Below are 18,607 nucleotides of genomic sequence, written 5' to 3'. Positions count from 1 at the left end.
GAGCGCGACTCAGATCTCGCCTTCCCACTCCTCCAGCGTCGCGGAGACGGCGCTGGCGAGGTGGTTGAAGTCGCGAAGCTCCATCCCGTCGCTGGTGACGAGCACGCCCTTGTCGCGCCCGTCGATCCGGACGGCATAGCCGTTCTCGAACACGCGCAGCGTGTAGCGGTACTCGCCCAGCTCGGTTCCCGAGTAGCCGTCGCTGGCCATCGCGAAGTCCTGGCGCTCGGTGCCGATGAACGCCATCAGGTCGGCGTCCTGTTCGAGGTCGTCGCGGAGGTACAGCTGCTCGTGGTCGGTGCGCGAGAAGAACGTCACCGAGCGCGCGTTGTCGCCGACGGTGGTCCGGCACGTGGAGACGAGTCGCTCGGCCGCCTCCTCGGGTAGGAGTTCGGTCATACCTGCCACGTGCCCCCCGACTGATTCAACCGAGGGGGTCGGAGTCAATATTGCCGGTAGTTCCTCGCAGACCTCGCGTTCGTGACCACCGACGACGCCGTCGCGGTGCTGGACAACTACGACCCGGAGGCGGGCGCGCGGGAGCTGCTCGGGTGGCGGCCCGACCCAACGCCGGGGGCGGGCTACCGCGTGCTGCACGTCGAGTACGAGGGCGAGGTGGGCGAGACGCTGCTGGTCCGCCCGTTCGCGCCCGACGTGCTCCGGAAAGAGTAGCTCCGGTACCCGGTTCAGTCGGCCGACTCCGGCGGGGCGACGACCGTCATCGCCGCCTCAAAGTCGGCCATCGTCACCGACAGCGCGTCGGCGTGGTCGTTCGCCGCCTCGCCGTACTCGTCGGCGACGCGCTCGACCGCCCGCATCGTCGCCTCGCGGACGACCGCGGTCAGTTCCGCGCCGGAGTAGCCCCCGGCGTGCTCGGCCACGTCGTCGAGGTCCACGTCGTCCGAAAGCGGCGTGCGCCCGGTGTGGACCGCGAGGATCTTCCGGCGGCCCTCCACGTCGGGCAGCGGGACCTCCACGTGGCTCTCAAGGCGGCCGGGCCGGACGAGCGCGTCGTCGAGCGCCTCCCGGCGGTTCGTGGCGGCGATCACCGCGAGGTTGGGGTTGCTGCTCGCCCGGTCCAGTTCCGTGAGGAGTTGGGAGACGACGCGCTCGCCGACGCCCGAGGAGTCGCCCATGCCGTCACGGTCGGCCGCGATGGCGTCGATCTCGTCGAAGAAGACGATGCTGGGGGCCGCCTGGCGGGCGCGCTCGAACACCTCGCGGACGGCCTTCTCGGACTCGCCGACGTAGCGGTCGAGCAGTTCCGGGCCGGCGACCTCGATGAAGTTCACCTCCGACTCGCCCGCGATGGCGCGCGCGAGCAGCGTCTTCCCGGTGCCGGGCGGGCCGTACAGGAGCACGCCGGTCGGGGGGTCGGCGCCGGCGGCCTCGAACAGCGGCGCGTACGTGAGCGGCCACGTCACCGCGCGTTCGAGCGTCGCCTTCGCCTCGTCGAGGCCGCCCACGTCGTCGAAGGTGGTGTCCGACTGTTCGGCGACGTACTCGCGCATGGCGGAGGGTTCGACCGCCGCCAGCGCCGACTCGAAGTCCGCCCGGGTCACCTCCACCGTCGCGAGGTCGACCTCGCTGTCGTCGCGCCGGGCGCGGCGCAGCGCCGTCAGCGCCGCCTCCGTCGTCAACGAGTCGATGTCAGCGCCGACGAAGCCGTACGTCCGCGCGGCGAGGCGGCCGATATCCACGTCGTCGGCGAGGGGCATCCGACGGGTGTGCACCTCCAGTATCTCGCGGCGACCCGCCTCGCCGGGGACGCCGATCTCGATCTCGCGGTCGAAGCGCCCGCCGCGCCGGAGGGCGGGATCGATCGAGTCGACGCGGTTGGTCGCGCCGATGACGATCACGTCCTCGCGGGCGTCGAGCCCGTCCATCAGCGAGAGGAGTTGGCCCACGATCCGATTCTCCATGTCGCCGCCGTCGTCGCGCTGCCCGGCGATGGAGTCGATCTCATCGAAGAAGACGATGCTGGGCGCCGACTCGTTCGCCTCCGCGAAGATCTCTCGGAGTTTCTCCTCGCTCTCGCCTTTGTACTTCGAGGTTATCTCGGGGCCGGACACCGAGATGAACGTCGCGTCCACCTCGTTGGCGACGGCCTTCGCGATCAGCGTCTTCCCGGTCCCCGGCGGGCCGTGCAACAGCACCCCCTTCGGCGGGTCGATGCCGAGGCGGGCGAACACCTCCGGCTCCGACAAGGGGAGTTCGATCGTCTCGCGCACCAGATCGAGCTCCTCGTCGAGGCCGCCGATGTCCTCGTAGGTGACGCCGCCGGCGGGCGGGGGCGACGCCGCGGCGCCGGTGGTCTCGGCGGTATCAGCGGTCGAATCGCCGTCCCCGCCGCCATCGCCGCCGGCCCGTCGGTCCCGAGTGGGCAGGTCGACCGACGCCCCGGTTCCGGACGAGGTGGTGCTCACGCCGCTTCGGCCGTCGCCGCTCGCATCGGCGGGGTCGTCAGTTGCCCGTCGTTCGACCGCGACGCGGGTGCCGTCGTGGATCTTCACCGGCCCCTCGGGTCGGGTCGCCTCGACGACGAACACGTTGCCGCCGAGGTGGGGGATCCGGACCTGCTCGCCGGCGCTGACGGGGCGGCCGTCGAGATCGCGCTTCGCGGCGCGCGCGAGCGTGTCGCCGTCGATGGCGACGCCGTCGAGCGCGGCGGGCGCCGTCAGCGTCACGGCGTCGGCCTCGCCGACCCGCTCCGTGTGGACGCGCACGCGCTCGCCGATCTTGGCGCCGGCGTTGGCACGGGTCTCGCCGTCAACGAGCACCTCGCCGTCCTCGGCGTCGGTCCCCGCGGGCCACACCTTCGCCGCAGTCTCGCGGTCGCCCGCGATGACGACCGTCTCGCCCGACAGCACGCCGAGCCTACTCATCGTCGCGTCGGAGAGCCGCGCGATGCCCCGGCCGGCGTCGCGCTTGGCCGCGCCGCGGGCCGTCAGCGCGAGCCCTTCGTCGTCGCTCATGGCACGGGGTTCGGATGGCGGAGGCTTACCCCTTTCCACGGGCGGCGGCTACTCCAGTTCCAGATCCGACGCCGCCAGCAACTCCCGGATCGTCTCTTCCGCCGGCGTCCCCGGATTCACGCGCCGCGCGTACCACCGCAGCGCCGTCGCCAGCGTGTCCGTCGGATCCCCCGAGGCGACCCGGAGCGTATCGGTCTCGCCGCCGGCGGCGACCGCGAGCGCGAAGCCGTGCGACGCGGAGAGCGCGCCGAGTTCGGCGGCGACCGCCTCCAGCGGATCGCCGTCGCCGGCGGCGTGTTCACTCCCGTCCCGCTCTGGCGCCGTTGCCGAGGGCGACGCCGACGATGCCGCCGGCGTCGTCGCGGGGGCGTCCCCGTCGGAGTCGGCTCCGTCCCGGGCGCCGTCGGCAACGCCGTCCCGGGCGCCGTCGCGCTGCCCGCCGCCGGTCGAGATGACGTAGCGCCCGTCGTCGGTCTCGTCGACGCCGTCGCGGTCGCGGATGTCGAGGTCGTCCGGGTCCATCACGCCGTCGCGACCGACCGGAGACCCCTCGTCGTCGTCGGCCCCGTCCTCGTCGGCCGACTCCGGTCCATCGACGCGGACGACATCGCGGACTGGATCGTCCTCGTCTGGTCCGTCCGAGCCGTCGGCATCGCTCATTGCGCTGCGGTTCCCGTGGTGTCGGTATGAACGCTCCGTCGCGGTTCTCAGGGGTGAAATCGGCGCGTCGACAGACACGGTCACCGGTGTCCGTGGCCGTGTGAACTGGCGCCGGTGGACCACCGACTTGATGTACTCCCACCGGTTCACACCGAGCATGGACGACAGCGACATCTCGGACCAGTACACGCCGGAGGCGGTGGAGTCCGCCGTCTCCGAGCGTTGGGACGAGACGGACGCCTACGAGGTGACGAAGGAGGCGCACGCCGACGACCCCTCGTTCTTTTTTGTCGACGGCCCGCCGTACACGACCGGCCAGATGCACCTGGGGACGGCCTGGAACAAGACGCTCAAGGACACCGTCATCCGCCACACGCGGATGAACGGCCACGACGTGACCGACCGCCCCGGGTACGACATGCACGGGCTCCCCATCGAGACGAAAGTCGAGCAGGAGCTCGGCTTCGACACCAAACGCGACATCGAGGAGTTCGGCATGGAGAACTTCATCGAGGAGTGTCGGGAGTTCGCCGTCCGCAACCGCGAGAACATGGACGAGGACTTCCAGTCCATCGGCGCCTGGATGGACTGGGACGACCCGTACCAGACTATCGAGCCGGAGTACATGGAGTCCGCGTGGTGGGCGCTCTCGCAGGTCCATGACCGCGGGCTCGTCGAGCAGGGGAAGCGCTCCATCTCCCAGTGCCCCCGCTGTGAGACCGCCATCGCCAACAACGAGGTCGAGTACGACGAGATCGAGTCGCCCTCCATCTACGTGAAGTTCCCCCTCTCCGACCGCGAGGGGAGCCTCGTCATCTGGACGACGACGCCGTGGACGATCCCCGCGAACACGTTCATCGCGGTCGGCGCCGACCTCACCTATCAGGAAGTCGAGGCCACGAGGGACGGAGAGACCGAGACGCTGTTCCTCGCGGAGTCCACCGTGGAGGACGCTCTCCGCCGCGGCCGCTACGACGACTACGAGGTCGTCGCCGAGTACGACGGCGAGGAGCTCGTCGGCTGGGCGTACGACCACCCGCTCGCCGAGGAGGTCCCCGAGCACCCGAGCTTCGAGGGCGCCGGGCAGGTGTACACCGCCGGCTACGTCGAGGCCGACCGCACGGGGCTCGTCCACTCCGCGCCCGGCCACGGGCAGGAGGACTTCGAGCGCGGCGAGGCGCTCGGGCTCGACGCCTTCTGCCCCGTCGGCGGCGACGGCGTCTACACCGACACCGCCGGCGACTACGCAGGCGAGTTCGTCCGCGACGCCAACGACGACATCATCGCGGACCTCGACGAGAAGGGGCTGCTGCTGGCCAGCGAGACCCACGAGCACAGCTACGGCCACTGCTGGCGCTGTGACACGCCCATCGTCTTCCTCGCGACCGACCAGTGGTTCATCCGGATCACCGAGATCAAAGACGAGCTCCTCGACAACATCGGGGACGCCGAGTGGCACCCGCAGTCCGCCCGCGAGGGCCGCTTCCGCAACTTCGTCGAGGAGGCGCCCGACTGGAACATCTCCCGGCAGCGCTACTGGGGCATCCCCCTCCCCATCTGGGTCCCCGAGGACGTCGAGACGTACGACGCCGACGACCTGATCGTCGTCGGTACGCGCGAGGAACTCGCCGAACGCGTCGACCAGGAGATCGACCCCGACGCCATCGACCTCCACCGCCCCTCCATCGACGACCTGACGATCACCGCGGACGGAACCACCTACGAACGCGTGCCGGACGTGTTCGACGTGTGGTTCGACTCCTCGGTCGCCAGCCTCGGCACCATCGGCTATCCGAGCGACGAGGAGGACTTCGAGGAGCTGTGGCCCGCCGACCTCATCATCGAGGCGCACGACCAGACACGCGGATGGTTCTGGTCGCAACTGGGCATGGGCACCGCCGCGCTCGGCGAGTCACCCTACAACGAAGTGTTAATGCACGGATTCACGACGATGGGCGACGGCTCGAAGATGTCCAAGTCGAAGGGGAACATCGTCGAACCGGAGGAAGCCATCGACGCCGCCGGGCGCGACCCCCTCCGCTGTTACCTCCTCAGCCACGAGCAGCAGGAGAAGAACCTCGCGTTCGAGTGGGACGGCCTCCACGAGATGCAGTCGACGCTCAACATCCTGTGGAACGTGTTCCGCTTCCCGCTGCCGTACATGGAGCTGGATGGCTACGATCCGGCCGACCCAGAGGTGCACGGCGCCGATCTGGAGGTCGTCGACGAGTGGGTGCTCTCGCGGCTCCAGACCGTCAAAGCCGAGATGGATGCCGCGTGGGACGACTACGAGGTCGACGACGCGCTCAACGCCCTGCTCGAGTTCGTGACGCAGGACGTGTCGCGCTTCTACGTGAAGGCGATCCGCGAGCGCATGTGGGAAGACGAGGACTCCGCGAGCAAGCGCGCCGCCTACGACACGATGGCGACGGTCCTCGGGGAGGTAACCCGTCTGCTCGCCCCGTACGCGCCGTACCTCACCGAGCGGATGTACCAGCACCTCGACGGCGAGGCGACGACGGTCCACCAGCTCGACTACCCCGAGGTCGACGACGCCCTCCGCGACGAGGAGCTGGAGCGCGACATGGCCGTCCTCCGCGACGTGGAGGAGGCGGCCGCGAACGCCCGCCAGCGGGCCGAGCGCAAGCTCCGCTGGCCCGTCACCCGGGTCGTCGTCGAGAGCGACGACCCGAACACCCGCGAGTCAGTGTCGGCCCTCCGCGACCTGCTGGCCGAACGGGTGAACAGCCGGTCGGTCGAGGTGGTCGACTCCTACGGCGAGCTCGTCGAGGTCGCCGAGCCGGAGATGTCGAGGCTCGGCCCCGCCTTCGGCGGCGACGCCCAGGACGTGATGGCCGAGATCAGCGGCTCGACGCGGGCGGAGCTGGAGGCCGGCGGCCGCCTCGCCGTCGAGGTCGACGGCGAGGTGTACGATCTGGACGAGGAGATGGTCACCTTTCACTCACAGGCACCGGAGGGCGTCGTGAGTGCGGAGTTCGAGAGCGGAACCGTCTACGTCGACACCGAGCTCACCGAGGACGTGGAGTCCGAGGGGTACGCCCGCGACGTAGTGCGGCGCATCCAGGAGATGCGCAAGGAGCTGGATCTGGAGGTCGACGAGCGCATTCGCGTCTCGCTGGACGTGGCCGACGACCGCGTCGCCGGCTTCGTCGACGAGCACCGCGAGTACGTCGCCGAGGAAACCCGAACCGACGCGTTCGTCGACGAGGAGGCGGCGGAGGCCGACTTCGACCTCGTCGAGGAGTGGACCGTCGAGGGCGTCGCCGTCACCATCGGCGTCGCGCGCGTCGAGGCGGAGCCGCCCGCGGACGACTGAGACGCCGCGCTCGGGGCGGTGCCGGCGTCGGGAAGCGGCCGGACGCGGTCGCCGACTCACTGTGGGTCGGCGCCCGTCGGGCCGCACGTCGAGAGCGACTGGAACGGAACCCGTCTCTCGTGCCGCACGCGCAGCGATCCGGCGCGGCGGCACGCGTACTTCTGCGCACCGACACCTCAACCCCGGCCACGCTTCCAGACCGTCCGGAACGATCGGGCACCTGTCACCGTCGACGCGCACTCCGACAGGTTCATTTGAACAGTTCTGCAATCGTTAGTATGGCAACCACAGCGCGGCTCGAACGCCTCATCGCGGACGAGGTAAGCGAGTGCTGCGCGGCAAACGTGGACGACAGACTAGCTTCACTCCGCGGGTTGGCGGCGGACGCGCGCGTCGACGAGGCGGCGGAAACCGACGACATCGACGCGCTCTCGGCGCTCGGGAGCGACACCCGCTACCGGCTCGTGCGTCTGCTTTCGGTCGCTGACGGGGAGCTGTGCGTCTGCGAACTGGCGCCGCTCGTCGACGTGAGCGAATCGGCGGTCAGTCACGCGCTGTCGGCGCTGACCGACGTGGGCCTGCTCGCGCGCCGCAAGGACGGCAAGTGGCGCTACTACGACACCACCGAGCGGGCGGACGCGCTGTTGAACACCCTCGAGTCGACCCGCGGGGCGGACGAATGAGCGACGGCGGCGCGAACGATGCGAACGGTGCGAACACCGACGACCCCGTCCGCCTCGCGTTCGTCTGTGTCCAGAATGCCGGACGCTCGCAGATGTCGTACGCCTTCGCCGAGCGCGAGGTCGACCGCCGCGGCCTCGGCGACCGCGTCGAGCTCCGCACCGGCGGCACCCGCCCCGCCGACCGCGTTCACGACGAGGTCGTCGACGCGATGGCGGAGGTCGGGATCGACGTGTCCGGCCGGACGCCGCGCGAGGTGACTGACGGTGAGCTGAACGAGTGCGACTACGTTGCGACGATGGGGTGTTCGACGCTGTCGCTTTCGGACGCTGTCGAGGCGCGCGACTGGGCGCTTTCGGATCCCGACGGGAAGTCCCCCGAGGAGGTGGCCGCGATCCGCGACGAGATCGAGGCGAACGTCGTCGCGCTGTTCGACGAGGCGTTCGGGGAGTGCGGAGCTGAAGGGACTGGCGCCGCGGAGTGAACGGCGAACCGGAGGGGTCACGAGCAGGGGACGGCGGGCGGCGTCGACGCGTCCGCGGACGCGATGGGCTCGAGCGACGGGAAACGTGTCGGGCGCTGTCGGGAGCGATCTCTCGCCGACGATCCTCGACATCGCGGCGTCAAGGGCCGAGGTCCTCCTACTCCAGAGCGACGACGCCGTCGACGGTCACCGCGGCGCCGCCGAGCAGGTCGCAGACATCGACGGTCGTGCGTGCGGGGACCTCGCCGTCGACGTACCGCTCGTAGGCGTCGTTCACGAACGTGTACGCGTCCATCTCAGCGAGGTACAGCGTGATCTTCAGTACGTCGTCGAGCGACTTCCCTCGCCGACCCAGCTCCGATTCGAGCGCCTCCAGACATCATTCGAGCTGTCGGGCGGGGGGCTCGTCGGCCGCGATCCGGTCGCCGTCCTCGGGGAGCTGCCCCTCGAGAAACAGGAGATCGGAGTCCCCCGTTTTCGTCCCGAACCCGCCGAGGAACTCCGTTCCGATCCGCTGTTTGCGGCCCGATGCGCTGGCGCGGTCCGGTCGTGCTTCGGTCGCGGTACCTGATTCCACATATGAGTTTAGTATTCATTCAAGTAAATGGGTTCCGCTTCCGCCCGTTTTCCGGGCATCTATCAAACCTTGTTGCCATATATCGCCGGTAGACGGCCAAGCCTATCGGAGATATTAATTGAATTACTTCACAACCAATGTTCGATGGCACAAGCAACGGGGCGCCTCCGACGCTACCTGGACGACGAACTCGGGGAGTGTCGCAGCGAGGATGTCGAGCGCCGGCTCGACGAACTCGGGACGCTCGAAGCGACGCTCGAGAACGCGACACTGGAGACCGAACTCGACGTGCTCTCCGCGCTGGCAAACGAGACGCGTTACACGCTCGTGCGCGTGCTCGTCGCCGCGCGCGAGGAACTCTGCGTCTGCGAACTGAACGCGGTCGTCGACGTGAGCGAGAGCGCCCTCAGTCACGCGCTCTCGGCGCTCGTCGACGCCGGGCTCGTCGAGGGGCGCAAGGACGGCCGATGGAAGAAGTACCGGGCCACCAACCGCGCGGTCGCGCTGGTGACGGTGCTGAACGGAAGCGTGCGCGATGAGTGACACAGACGCCCACGACCACGGCCCGAACTGCGGCTGCGACGCCTGCGGCGACCCGCGGTCGATGGACTTCCTCGACAAGTACCTCACCGTCTGGATCTTCGCTGCGATGGCGGTCGGCGTCGGCCTCGGATTCGTCGCGCCGACGGTGACGCAACCGATCCGGAGCTACCACCTCGTGGAGATCGGATTGATCGCGATGATGTACCCGCCGCTCGCGAAGGCCGATTACTCGCGGCTGCGGACCGTCTTCAGTAACTGGCGCGTCCTCAGCCTGAGCCTCATCCAGAACTGGCTCATCGGCCCGACGCTGATGTTCGGGCTCGCGGTCGTCTTCTTCGGCGGGGTCGTCCCCGGGCTGCCGGCCCGCCCCGAGTACTTCCTCGGCCTCGTGTTCATCGGGATGGCCCGATGTATCGCGATGGTGCTCGTGTGGAACGAGCTCGCGGAGGGCTCGACCGAGTACGTCACCGGGCTGGTCGCGTTCAACAGCCTGTTCCAGATCGTCACCTACGGCGTGTACGTCTGGTTCTTCGCGCTGTTCCTCCCGCCGCTGCTCGGGATGGAGTCGCTCGTCGCCGGCATCACGACGTTCGACGTGACGCCCGTACAGGTGTTCGAGGCGATCGCGGTGTTCTTGGGGGTCCCGTTCGCCGCGGGCGTTCTGAGCCGTTACCTCGGCACCCGTCTCAAAGGCGAAGCGTGGTACGAGGAGGAGTTCGTGCCGCGGATCGACCCGCTGACGCTCGTCGCGCTGCTGTTCACGGTGATCGTGATGTTCGCCACGCAGGGCGGCGCGATCGTCGCCTCGCCGGGCGACGTGCTCCTGATCGCGGTGCCGCTGACGGTCTACTTCGTCGTGATGTTCCTCGTCAGCTTCGGGATGGGTCGCGGCGTCGGCGCCGACTACTCGACGACGACCGCCATCGGCTTCACCGCCGCCTCGAACAACTTCGAACTGGCCATCGCCGTCGCCGTCGCGGTGTTCGGCGTCGGCTCCGGCGTCGCGTTCGCGACCGTCGTCGGCCCGCTCATCGAGGTCCCTGTGTTGCTCGCGCTCGTCAACGTCGCGCTGTACTTCCAGCGCCGCTTCGACTGGACGGGCCGCGACGATGGCCGCGGGGCGGGGATCGCCGAGTCGCCGAGCGACGACTGAGTCCGTCGGACGGGCGTCGATCCGCCGGACGGACGCCGCGACGACCGCTCACTCGGTCTCGCCGTCGAGCGCCTCGTCGCGCAACGTGCGACAGCGGTCGGACCCGACGGCGAGCTCCGGCACCTCGGTTGGGCGCATGTCGTCGTCGACGGCGACGAACACGAAGTACGACTCCGTCGTCTGCTCGCGCTCGCCCGTTCGGGGCGCCTCGCGATAGGCGCGCAGTCGCACCCGGATCGAGGTGCGACCGGTCGCATACGCGTACGACTCGATGACGCAGATGTCCCCGCGGGGGATCGGCCGCTCGAAGTCCAGTCGGTTGATCCGGGCGGTGACGCACGTCTCGCCGGCGTGGCGCATCGCCGACATCGCGCCGACCTCGTCCATCCACTTGGCGACGTTCCCTCCGTGGGCACTGCCGTAGTTGTTGGCGTCGTCCGGCTGGACGCGCTCGCGGTTCTCGATGTACGTGTCGCTGATCGTCGCCATACGGATGGGACTCGGGCGGGGGACGTAGGGTTGTCCCCGAGATCGACTCGGGATTCGATACTCGGGACTTTGGACTCCGGACTCAGATCGTCACGTCGGTGTCGACGAGCGCCGCCTCCAGCACCTGAAGGGGGTGGTCGATCTCGTAGCCGGTGCCGTGCTCCATTTGCATCGAGCAGGTCGGGCACTCGGTCATCCCGGTCTCGCCGTTGGCGTGCTCCATGTGCTCGAACATCTCCTCGCCGATCTCCATGGAGTACTCGTACTTCTCCTCCTTCCAGCCGTAGGTCCCCGAGATCCCCGAGCAGGAGTCGCCAACGTCCGCCACGTCGACGCCGTCGAGGTAGCGGAACAGCTCGACCGCCTGCCGGTCGAGCCCCTGATTTCGGGAGTGACACGGCGCGTGGTACGCGAAGTCGGGGATATCGTGGTCGGCGGCGTCGACCTCGCTCAGCGGGTCGATCACGTTCTCGTTGATCAGGAGGTACTCCAGCGCGTCGTAGGTGTTCGCGGCGACCGTCTCGGTGCCCTCGAAGTCGAACAGCTCGGGGTACTCCTGGCGAAGGGCCATCGAGCAGGAGGTACAGGAGGCGACCACGTCGTACCCCTGCTCGATCATCTCGCCGAGGCTCTCGACGTTGACCGCCGCGGAGCGCCGCGCGTCGTCGAGCATCCCGTTTGCGAACATCGGCGTGCCCGAGCAGCGCTGGTCCGGCACCGCGATCTCGTAACCGAAGGCCTCGTACACCCGGACGAGCGCCTTCGCCACCTCGACGGTGTTGTAGTTGGCGTAGTCGCCGTGGAAGTAGGCGACCCGCTTCTCCTCGCTTTCGACCTTCGGGCCGCCGCGCTCCTTCCACCATCCGCGGAACGTCTGGTCTGCGAACTCCGGGAAGTCGCGCTCGGCGGTGATCCCGAGCACCGTCTCGTTCACCTTCTGCACGAGGGAGTTGCCCATGATGGCGTTCGTGAGCCGAGGGACTTTCGACCCGAGCGCCGCGAGCGTGCCGTAGTTCGCGAGGATGCGGTTGCGGAGGTACTCCCGGGAGAGCGTGGGCTGCTGGTTCTCGACGTACTCCGCGCGTGCGGTGTTGTGCATCTGCGACAGCGGCACGTCCGAAGGGCAGGCGCCGTCACAGCGCATGCAGTTGGAGCAGCCGGTGATCGAGTCGTCGATCTCGGTGTCTTCCTTGCGCTTGAGGCGCCACTGTTCGGGGCCCTGGAACTTCGGCCCGGGGAAGGAGTCGTCCACCTCCGCGACCGGACAGGAGGTGTCACAGGAGGTGCACTTGTAGCAGGAGTCGGCGCCGGGCCGGAGGTCCATCTCCGAGCCCTCGAACACGTCGACCGGCTCGAATTCGTCCTCGCTCCCGGCGGTCGACCCGGCGACGGCGCCGCCGTCGGTCGCCGCCGATCGGTTCGCCTCCCCGTCGCAGCCGCAGTCCTCGTGAGTGTCGTGTGTGTCGTGTGTGTCGCTCATGCCTCCTCCGCCGCGGTCCGGCCCGCGACAAGCCCCGTGGCCAGCGAGACGCCGCTGGCCGACTTCTCTCTCGCCACGTCCGCCCCGCCGACGACGCCGCCGGCAGCCGCCAGGTTCGCGTACTCTGGTGTTCCCTCCACGTCGAGCGGCCGCATCCGGTCGTCGGGCCGCACGCCGAAGCGCGCGAACGCGTGGTCGGCGAACGCGCCCCCCGCAGACCAGGCCATCCGGTCGTCTGGTTGCGGGACGTGACAGCCGAACAGCGCCTCGTGCGCGCGCTCGCGGTCGGAGTCGAGTCCTTTCCCGACCAGCCCGCCCGTCGCGAGGACGAACGCTCCCGCCTCGTACGGGATGCGTGCGCCGTTGCGGTCGATGGTCACCGATGCGACCCGACCGTCCGCGCCCGTCTCGAAGTCGACGACGGGCGTGCCGGTCGTCATCGAGACGCCCGCGGAGTCGAGCGCGTCGAACAGCCGATCCTCCAGGCGGATCCCCGGGAGGCTCGGCGGCCCGGTTGGGACCTCGAACACCTCGGCGTCGAGGCGCTCGGAGAGGTCCGCGCGCACCTCCTCGACGTGACTGTCGCCCAGCATCGCCGGGATCCCCACGCGCTCGGCGTCGCCGAGGTGCGGACGGATCCGGTCGGCGAGTCGCTGCCGGGTGGTCCGCCCCTCCCCCGCGGTCGTTCCGCGGCCGGAGGCCGCGCTCTCGTCGCGTTCGAGCGCGTGCGCCAGCCGGGTGACAGCCGCGTCCGCACGGTACTCCCCGGCGAATTCGACCGTCGCGCCCGACACGTCGAACGGGACGCCCGCGGCCGAGAGCCGCTCGGCCGCCAGCGGCGCGTCGAACTCGGTGTCGGCCTCGAACCCCACGAGAAGCATCGGACGGCCGTCGCTGGCGAGTCCCGGGGCCACGCTCTGCGGGTAGCGGGCCGTCGGCTTCGCGCGCCCCGAGGTCGTCGGGACGAGCGCGTTGCGGTCGGTGTGGCCGCCCCGGTACAGGTCGCCGACGGCGTCGTCGAACAGTGCCAGCCCCTCGCGGAGGGCGTCCGCGCCGGCGACGCGGTACGGGTGGTCCGCGGGGAGGTCCTCGATCACCGCGAACGGGTCCGCCAGCGGGCCGGGCACCGCGTCGGCGTCGCCCGAGCCCGCTCCCGCGTCCTCTCCGTCGTTCTCCGCCGCGTGTCCGACGGCGTAGCCGAGCGCGTCGATCAGGCCGCTCGCCTGCCGGAGGGTGCTCTCGTTCGCAGAGACCAAATGGACGTGGACGCCCTCGCGGGCGGCCGACAGCGCCGCCGTCGCACCGGCGAGGCCGCCGCCGATCACGACCACGTCGGACTCAATCGCCACCCCGATCACCCCCGCAGTCGCGGGCGGAGACACCGCCGTCGGCGGCCGTCCGCTCGGAGGTGTCGCCGGCGTCGTCCGCGTCGCCGCTCGCGTCGGCGGCGTCGCGATCGGCCGACCCCGCGCCGCACTCCCCGGCGTCGAACGCCGCGAAGTCCTCCGGGGCGGCGCCGTCGCGGTTGAACGTCGTCGCGTGCAGGAGGTGGTTGAGCATCGCCTGCGAGAGCTGTTCGCCCCACAGCGCGTGGCGCTGGCCCTTCCAGCGCTCCTGCCACAGCTCGTCGAGCGCGGCGTCGACGGTCGGTCGGTCGAAGTCGCCGCCCGCGTGGAGCTCGTTGGCCATCCGGTGGGCGCAAAACCCCCCCTGACAGTTGCCCATCGACGCGCGGGTGCGCAGGCGGACCGCGTTCAGGTCCGAGCCCGACCCCCCGATGGCGTCCCGCAGTTCCGCGCGGGTGACCGCCTCGCACTGGCAGACGACGGGGTTCGGCTCGTCGGTGTCGAGCACCTCGTCGGCGCGGGAGCCCAGCCGCTGGACGCTCCGGCGGCCGACCGGCGAGCGCAGGCCGAACTCGTCCATGTAGTCGCGCAGCACCGAGAAGTCCTCGCTGCCGGGGAGCGGGCGGTCGGCGGTCGTGCACGCGGCCTCGACGCCGAGGAGGTCACAGACGTGGTCGGAGATCTGCTCAGCCATCAGCCGGTAGGTGGTGAACTTCCCGCCGACGATGGAGGTCATCCCCGGTAGGTCGTCGCGCTCGGCGTGATCCAGCAGGAAGAAGTCCCGCGTGATGTCGGTTGGGTCCTCGGTCCCCGTGCCCGGCGGCTCGTACAGCGGGCGCACGCCCCAGTACGAGCGGATCGTGCGGGCGCCGTCGAGCATCGGGACGAGCTTCGACAGCTCTTCGATCATGAGGTCGACCTCCCACGCCTCCTCGGGGTAGTCCTCCGGGTCCTCGACCTCCTCGTCGGTCGTGCCGAGGATACAGGTGGTCTCGTGGGGGACGACGATGTCGGCGTCGCCCTTCGGCTTGCACCGGTTGACCACCGTGTCGACCTCGCGGACGTTCATCACGGTCATCACGCCCTTGCTCGGTCGCACCTCCACGTCGACGCCGGCCATGTCGCCGATGCGCCCGGCCCACGCGCCCGTCGCGTTGACGACGTGGTCGGCGTAGATCTCCTCGGTGCCGCCCTCGACGCCGTGGACGCGCTTTCCGGCTCCAGATTCGTGTGTCACCTCGACGCCAACGACCGCGCCGTCTTCGACGAGCACGTCTGTGACCGGCGAGTGCGTCTCGATGCGCGCGCCGTGGGCCTCTGCGTCGGCCGCGTTGGCGACGCACAGCCGGAACGGGTCGACCGCGCCGTCGGGCACCCGGATCGCCTTGTCGATGTCGCCTGCGAGGAACGGCTCGACCTCCCGCGCCTCCTCGGCTGAGAGCACCTCCGCGGGGATGCCGCACTCGCGACAGCCCGCCAGCTTCTCCTGGAAGTACTCCTCGGTGTCCTCGGGGCGCTTGACGAACAGCCCCCCGGTCAGCTCGACGCAGTGGCTCGCGATGTCGCGCAGCACCCGGTTCTCCTCGATACACTCCCGAGCGCTGGCCTGGTCCGAGACCGCGTATCGCCCGCCGCTGTGGAGGAGGCCGTGCATCCGCCCCGTCGTCCCGTGTGTGAGGTTGCCCTGTTCGACGAGCGTCACGTCGACCCCGCGGGTGGCCAGATCCCGGGCCACGCCGCAGCCGGTCGACCCGCCGCCGACGACGAGCACCTCCGTCCGATCGCTCATAGTATGACTCCGTGTATCACACCTCACGGACGCGTCGGGTATTACGTTATCGATTACCCCCTAGTGAACGTAGATAATGTCGGGTCGAAAGGTCCGGCCGCCGTCAGACGGCGACCTCGTCCACGCGGCGCCGGACGAGCCGCCGGAACGCCAGCGTCGGGAACCGCGGGTCCACGCGGCTCGGCGGCCGTCCGGGCCCGTCGACGCCGTCGAGGCGGACGCGCTCGACGATTCCGGCCTCCGCGAGTTCGTAGAGGAACCGCTCCACCGTCGAGGTCGTCAGGTCGACGCGGTCGGCGATCCGGGCGGCACAGTCGCTCACGGGCGCGCGGTCGGCCGGGTTGAGCTCGACCAGGCACGCCAGCGCCCGCACCCGGTTCGTCGGGAGTGCGAGCACGCGCCCGAGGGGGACGCACGGCCACGGCACGGCCGCCATCCCGGCCTCGACGGTCTCCTCGTCGAGGGTGGTGCCGGCGTCGCCGTCGGTGGACGCCGCCTCCACCGCCCCCAGGAGCGCCGACAGCGCGACGCCGGCGTCGCCCTCGGCCCACTCTGCGAGCCCCCGGACGGACCGGTGCGCCAGCGCGCCCTGTCCGAGGCCGGCGTCCGCGCGGGCCGCGACGAGGTCGGTGAGCGTCGCGCGCGAGTAGGGCTCCACCTCGATGGTCGCCGCGTCGTCGGGCACGCCCACCTCGTCCGGGTCGGCGCGGCCGACGGCGAGCCAGGCGAAGGTCCCCTCGACGGCCCCCAGCCGCCTCGCCACCGTCGGCACGTCCACGGTCTCGGGCTCACCCATGTGGTCGGCGACGACCACGACCGGGCCGGCCCCGCGCACGTGCCGCTCCAGGCGCTCGTGGAGTTCGTCGGCGCCGACGCCGCGACGCGGGACGGACTCGGCCGTCAGCGCGTCCAGCACCGCGTGGGAGAACTCGAACGCCGAGTCGGCTGTCCGGAGATCCACGCGGACGAACGAGACGCCGGGAGCGCTGGCCCCGCGGGTGGTCGTGTACAGCGCGTCCCCCGTCGAGGAGAGCACCTCCGCGAGCCGGTCGACGAGCGACACGGTCACGGCCGACTTGCCCGTTCCGCCCGGCCCGTACAGGTAGCCGTTCGGCGGCGCGCGCCCGTCGAACACCGGGTCGAAGTAGTCGAGCAGGCGCTCGATCAGCGGCCCACGACCGATCGGCTCCTCCGGGTGCCACACCGGGCTCAACGCGTCCTCATCGAGAACGAGGCGGTGGCGCTCACCGGTGCGCTGACGACGTGCGATTCGGTCCTCGATGTCCATGGCTCGTGTGTGTCGGGCCACGCGGTTGCCGGCCCGACGCGGTCGGTACGCCGCCTACGGGGGCGGGGGTTTTACTCGGCCCGGTTTCCGAACGGCCGGCTCGGGGGTGTTCTCGCCCCACGGACGCCGGGCGGACGGCGGTGATCGGATGCGGTCGATCCATTGTTTACTGTAGGTACCCCATGCGTTAGTAACGTTTATAATAGTTCACTATGTTGGATGTACCCAGGGGATCTCGCTGGCGCGAGACCCGGCACGGAGGACATACGAATGGAAGACACGTACGTCGGCGCGATCGACCAAGGAACGACCGGAACGCGGTTCATGGTGTTCGACCACGGCGGGCAGGTGGTCGCCAACGCGTACCAGAAACACGAGCAGATCTACCCCGAGCCAGGGTGGGTCGAACACGACCCCATGGAGATCTGGCAGAACACCCAGGAGGTGGTCACGGCGGGACTCGCGGAGGCGGACCTCGAGGCGACCCAGTTGGAGGCGCTCGGAATCACGAACCAGCGCGAGACGACAGTGGTGTGGGACGCCGAGACCGGCAAGCCCGTCCACAACGCGCTCGTCTGGCAGGATCGCCGGACGACCGACCGGGTCGAGGAACTGCAGGCGGCGGACAAGGTCGAGTGGATCCGCGGGAAGACCGGCCTGGAGTGCGACGCGTACTTCTCGGCCACGAAGACCGAGTGGATCCTCGACAACGCGGAGCCGCTGAAGCTGCAGGCGTCCCGCGGCGAGGACGTCCGCGACCGCGCGGAGAACGGCGAGCTCCTGATGGGGACGATCGACAGTTGGTTGATCTACAACCTCACGGGCAACCACATCACGGACGTCTCGAACGCCTCGCGGACGATGCTGTACAACATCCGCGAGATGGAGTGGGACGACGAGCTACTCGAGGAGTTCGACGTGCCCGAAGAGATGGTACCGGAGGTGCGGCCCTCGTCGGACGAGGCGTTCTACGGGCACACTGATCCGGACGGCTTCCTCGGCGAAGCGGTGCCCGTAGCGGGGGCGCTCGGGGACCAGCAGGCGGCGATGTTCGGCCAGACCTGCTTCGACAAAGGCGACGCGAAGAACACGTACGGCACGGGGTCGTTTTATCTGATGAACACGGGCAACGAGGCCGTCGAGTCCGACCACGGCCTCCTCACGACGATCGGCTTCCAGCTGTCGGGCGAGCCCGTCCAGTACGCGCTGGAGGGGTCGATCTTCGTCACCGGCGCCGCGATCGAGTGGCTGGAGGACGTCGATCTGATCAACAACGCCGCACAGACGGCCGAGTTGGCGCGGTCGGTCGACTCCACTGACGGCGTCTACATGGTGCCGGCGTTCACCGGCCTCGGCGCCCCGCACTGGGACGGTCGCGCCCGCGGGACGATCGTCGGCATGACTCGGGGGACGCGAAAGGGGCACATCGTCAGGGCGACGCTGGAGGCGATCGCCTACCAGACGCGCGACGTGGCCGAGGCGATGGAGGCCGACTCCGGCGTGGAGACGACCTCGCTGCGCGTCGACGGCGGCGCGGTCAAGAACAACTTCCTGTGTCAGCTCCAGTCCGACATCATCCAGACGGAGATCGCCCGCCCGGAGGTCGACGAGACGACCGCGCTCGGCTCCGCGTACGCGGCCGGCCTCGCGGTCGGCTACTGGGACTCCGTCGACGACCTGCGCGAGAACTGGCAGGTCGACCGGGAGTTCGCCCCCGAAATGGACGCGTCGGGCGCGGATGCGATGTACGACCGGTGGGACGACGCCGTCGAACGCTCGCTGAACTGGGCCACGGAGGAGTAATC

17 protein-coding genes are annotated in these 18,607 nt (G+C 69.8%); 7 read left to right on the top strand and 10 right to left on the bottom strand.

Annotation, left to right across the window (positions count from 1 at the left end; all coding sequences use genetic code 11):
• Nucleotides 1–9 precede the first annotated feature (9 nt).
• Nucleotides 10–399, bottom strand: coding sequence for a DUF7522 family protein (locus BUE16_RS14485; RefSeq protein ID WP_073311014.1), 390 nt, complete (start codon nt 397–399; stop codon nt 10–12).
• 81 nt (nt 400–480) lie between these two features.
• Here BUE16_RS14485 and BUE16_RS14480 point away from each other — a divergent pair, with 81 nt between their 5' ends.
• Nucleotides 481–672, top strand: a complete 192-nt coding sequence (locus BUE16_RS14480) for a hypothetical protein (RefSeq protein ID WP_073311012.1) — start codon at nt 481–483, stop codon at nt 670–672.
• Between the two features lie 14 nt (nt 673–686).
• On the opposite strand, the gene BUE16_RS14475 is transcribed toward BUE16_RS14480, so the two are convergent.
• Nucleotides 687–2,975: an AAA family ATPase gene (locus tag BUE16_RS14475; RefSeq protein WP_073311009.1), complete on the bottom strand. Its 2,289-nt coding sequence runs from the start codon at nt 2,973–2,975 to the stop codon at nt 687–689.
• Between the two features lie 48 nt (nt 2,976–3,023).
• Nucleotides 3,024–3,635, bottom strand: a complete 612-nt coding sequence (locus tag BUE16_RS14470; RefSeq protein ID WP_073311007.1) for a DUF7500 family protein — start codon at nt 3,633–3,635, stop codon at nt 3,024–3,026.
• Nucleotides 3,636–3,792: 157 nt separating this feature from the next.
• On the opposite strand from BUE16_RS14470, the gene ileS reads away from it, so the two are divergent.
• From ileS to BUE16_RS14455, 3 genes are all read left to right on the top strand, one after another.
• Nucleotides 3,793–6,972 carry an isoleucine--tRNA ligase gene (ileS, locus tag BUE16_RS14465; protein WP_073311005.1) on the top strand — a complete coding sequence of 1,060 codons (3,180 nt, stop codon included), beginning with the start codon at nt 3,793–3,795 and terminating at the stop codon, nt 6,970–6,972.
• A 278-nt stretch (nt 6,973–7,250) separates the two neighbouring features.
• On the top strand, nt 7,251–7,655 hold the full coding sequence (locus tag BUE16_RS14460; protein ID WP_073311003.1) for an ArsR/SmtB family transcription factor: 405 nt from the start codon (nt 7,251–7,253) through the stop codon (nt 7,653–7,655).
• A complete protein-coding gene (locus BUE16_RS14455) occupies nt 7,652–8,137 on the top strand; it encodes an arsenate-mycothiol transferase ArsC (RefSeq protein ID WP_073311001.1) in 486 nt (161 codons plus the stop codon). Before BUE16_RS14460 ends, BUE16_RS14455 begins: the two co-directional genes overlap by 4 nt.
• A gap of 157 nt (nt 8,138–8,294) precedes the next feature.
• Here the strand turns inward: BUE16_RS14455 and BUE16_RS17055 are convergent, their stop codons facing one another.
• Entirely contained in the window at nt 8,295–8,513 is a 219-nt protein-coding gene (locus tag BUE16_RS17055; RefSeq protein WP_073310998.1) for a RidA family protein, read from the bottom strand.
• A gap of 3 nt (nt 8,514–8,516) precedes the next feature.
• Nucleotides 8,517–8,714 carry a hypothetical protein gene (locus tag BUE16_RS17050; RefSeq protein ID WP_073310996.1) on the bottom strand — a complete coding sequence of 66 codons (198 nt, stop codon included), beginning with the start codon at nt 8,712–8,714 and terminating at the stop codon, nt 8,517–8,519.
• A 144-nt stretch (nt 8,715–8,858) separates the two neighbouring features.
• Here BUE16_RS17050 and BUE16_RS14440 point away from each other — a divergent pair, with 144 nt between their 5' ends.
• Complete coding sequence (locus tag BUE16_RS14440; protein WP_073310994.1) at nt 8,859–9,257, top strand: ArsR/SmtB family transcription factor; 399 nt, start codon at nt 8,859–8,861, stop codon at nt 9,255–9,257.
• Complete coding sequence (gene arsB, locus BUE16_RS14435) at nt 9,250–10,410, top strand: ACR3 family arsenite efflux transporter (protein ID WP_073310992.1); 1,161 nt, start codon at nt 9,250–9,252, stop codon at nt 10,408–10,410. Before BUE16_RS14440 ends, arsB begins: the two co-directional genes overlap by 8 nt.
• A gap of 48 nt (nt 10,411–10,458) precedes the next feature.
• Here arsB and BUE16_RS14430 read toward each other — a convergent pair whose 3' ends face one another.
• From BUE16_RS14430 to BUE16_RS14410, 5 genes are all read right to left on the bottom strand, one after another.
• Entirely contained in the window at nt 10,459–10,899 is a 441-nt protein-coding gene (locus BUE16_RS14430; RefSeq protein ID WP_073310990.1) for an acyl-CoA thioesterase, read from the bottom strand.
• An 82-nt stretch (nt 10,900–10,981) separates the two neighbouring features.
• Nucleotides 10,982–12,223, bottom strand: a complete 1,242-nt coding sequence (locus BUE16_RS14425) for an anaerobic glycerol-3-phosphate dehydrogenase subunit C (RefSeq protein ID WP_073311087.1) — start codon at nt 12,221–12,223, stop codon at nt 10,982–10,984.
• A gap of 152 nt (nt 12,224–12,375) precedes the next feature.
• Complete coding sequence (gene glpB / locus BUE16_RS14420; protein WP_073310988.1) at nt 12,376–13,728, bottom strand: glycerol-3-phosphate dehydrogenase subunit GlpB; 1,353 nt, start codon at nt 13,726–13,728, stop codon at nt 12,376–12,378.
• On the bottom strand, nt 13,718–15,514 hold the full coding sequence (gene glpA / locus BUE16_RS14415) for an anaerobic glycerol-3-phosphate dehydrogenase subunit GlpA (protein WP_073310986.1): 1,797 nt from the start codon (nt 15,512–15,514) through the stop codon (nt 13,718–13,720). Before glpA ends, glpB begins: the two co-directional genes overlap by 11 nt.
• Before the next feature lie 103 nt (nt 15,515–15,617).
• Nucleotides 15,618–16,802 (bottom strand): Cdc6/Cdc18 family protein, encoded by a 1,185-nt coding sequence (locus BUE16_RS14410; protein ID WP_073310984.1) that lies wholly within the window; start codon nt 16,800–16,802, stop codon nt 15,618–15,620.
• Nucleotides 16,803–17,072: 270 nt separating this feature from the next.
• Here BUE16_RS14410 and glpK point away from each other — a divergent pair, with 270 nt between their 5' ends.
• Nucleotides 17,073–18,605, top strand: coding sequence for a glycerol kinase GlpK (gene glpK, locus BUE16_RS14405; protein ID WP_073310982.1), 1,533 nt, complete (start codon nt 17,073–17,075; stop codon nt 18,603–18,605).
• The last annotated feature ends 2 nt before the right edge of the window (nt 18,606–18,607 follow it).

This window comes from Halobaculum gomorrense (assembly GCF_900129775.1).
Lineage (GTDB): Archaea > Halobacteriota > Halobacteria > Halobacteriales > Haloferacaceae > Halobaculum > Halobaculum gomorrense.
The sequence above is the reverse complement of the archived record's forward strand: the minus strand, read 5'-3'. Positions and strand labels throughout refer to the sequence as shown.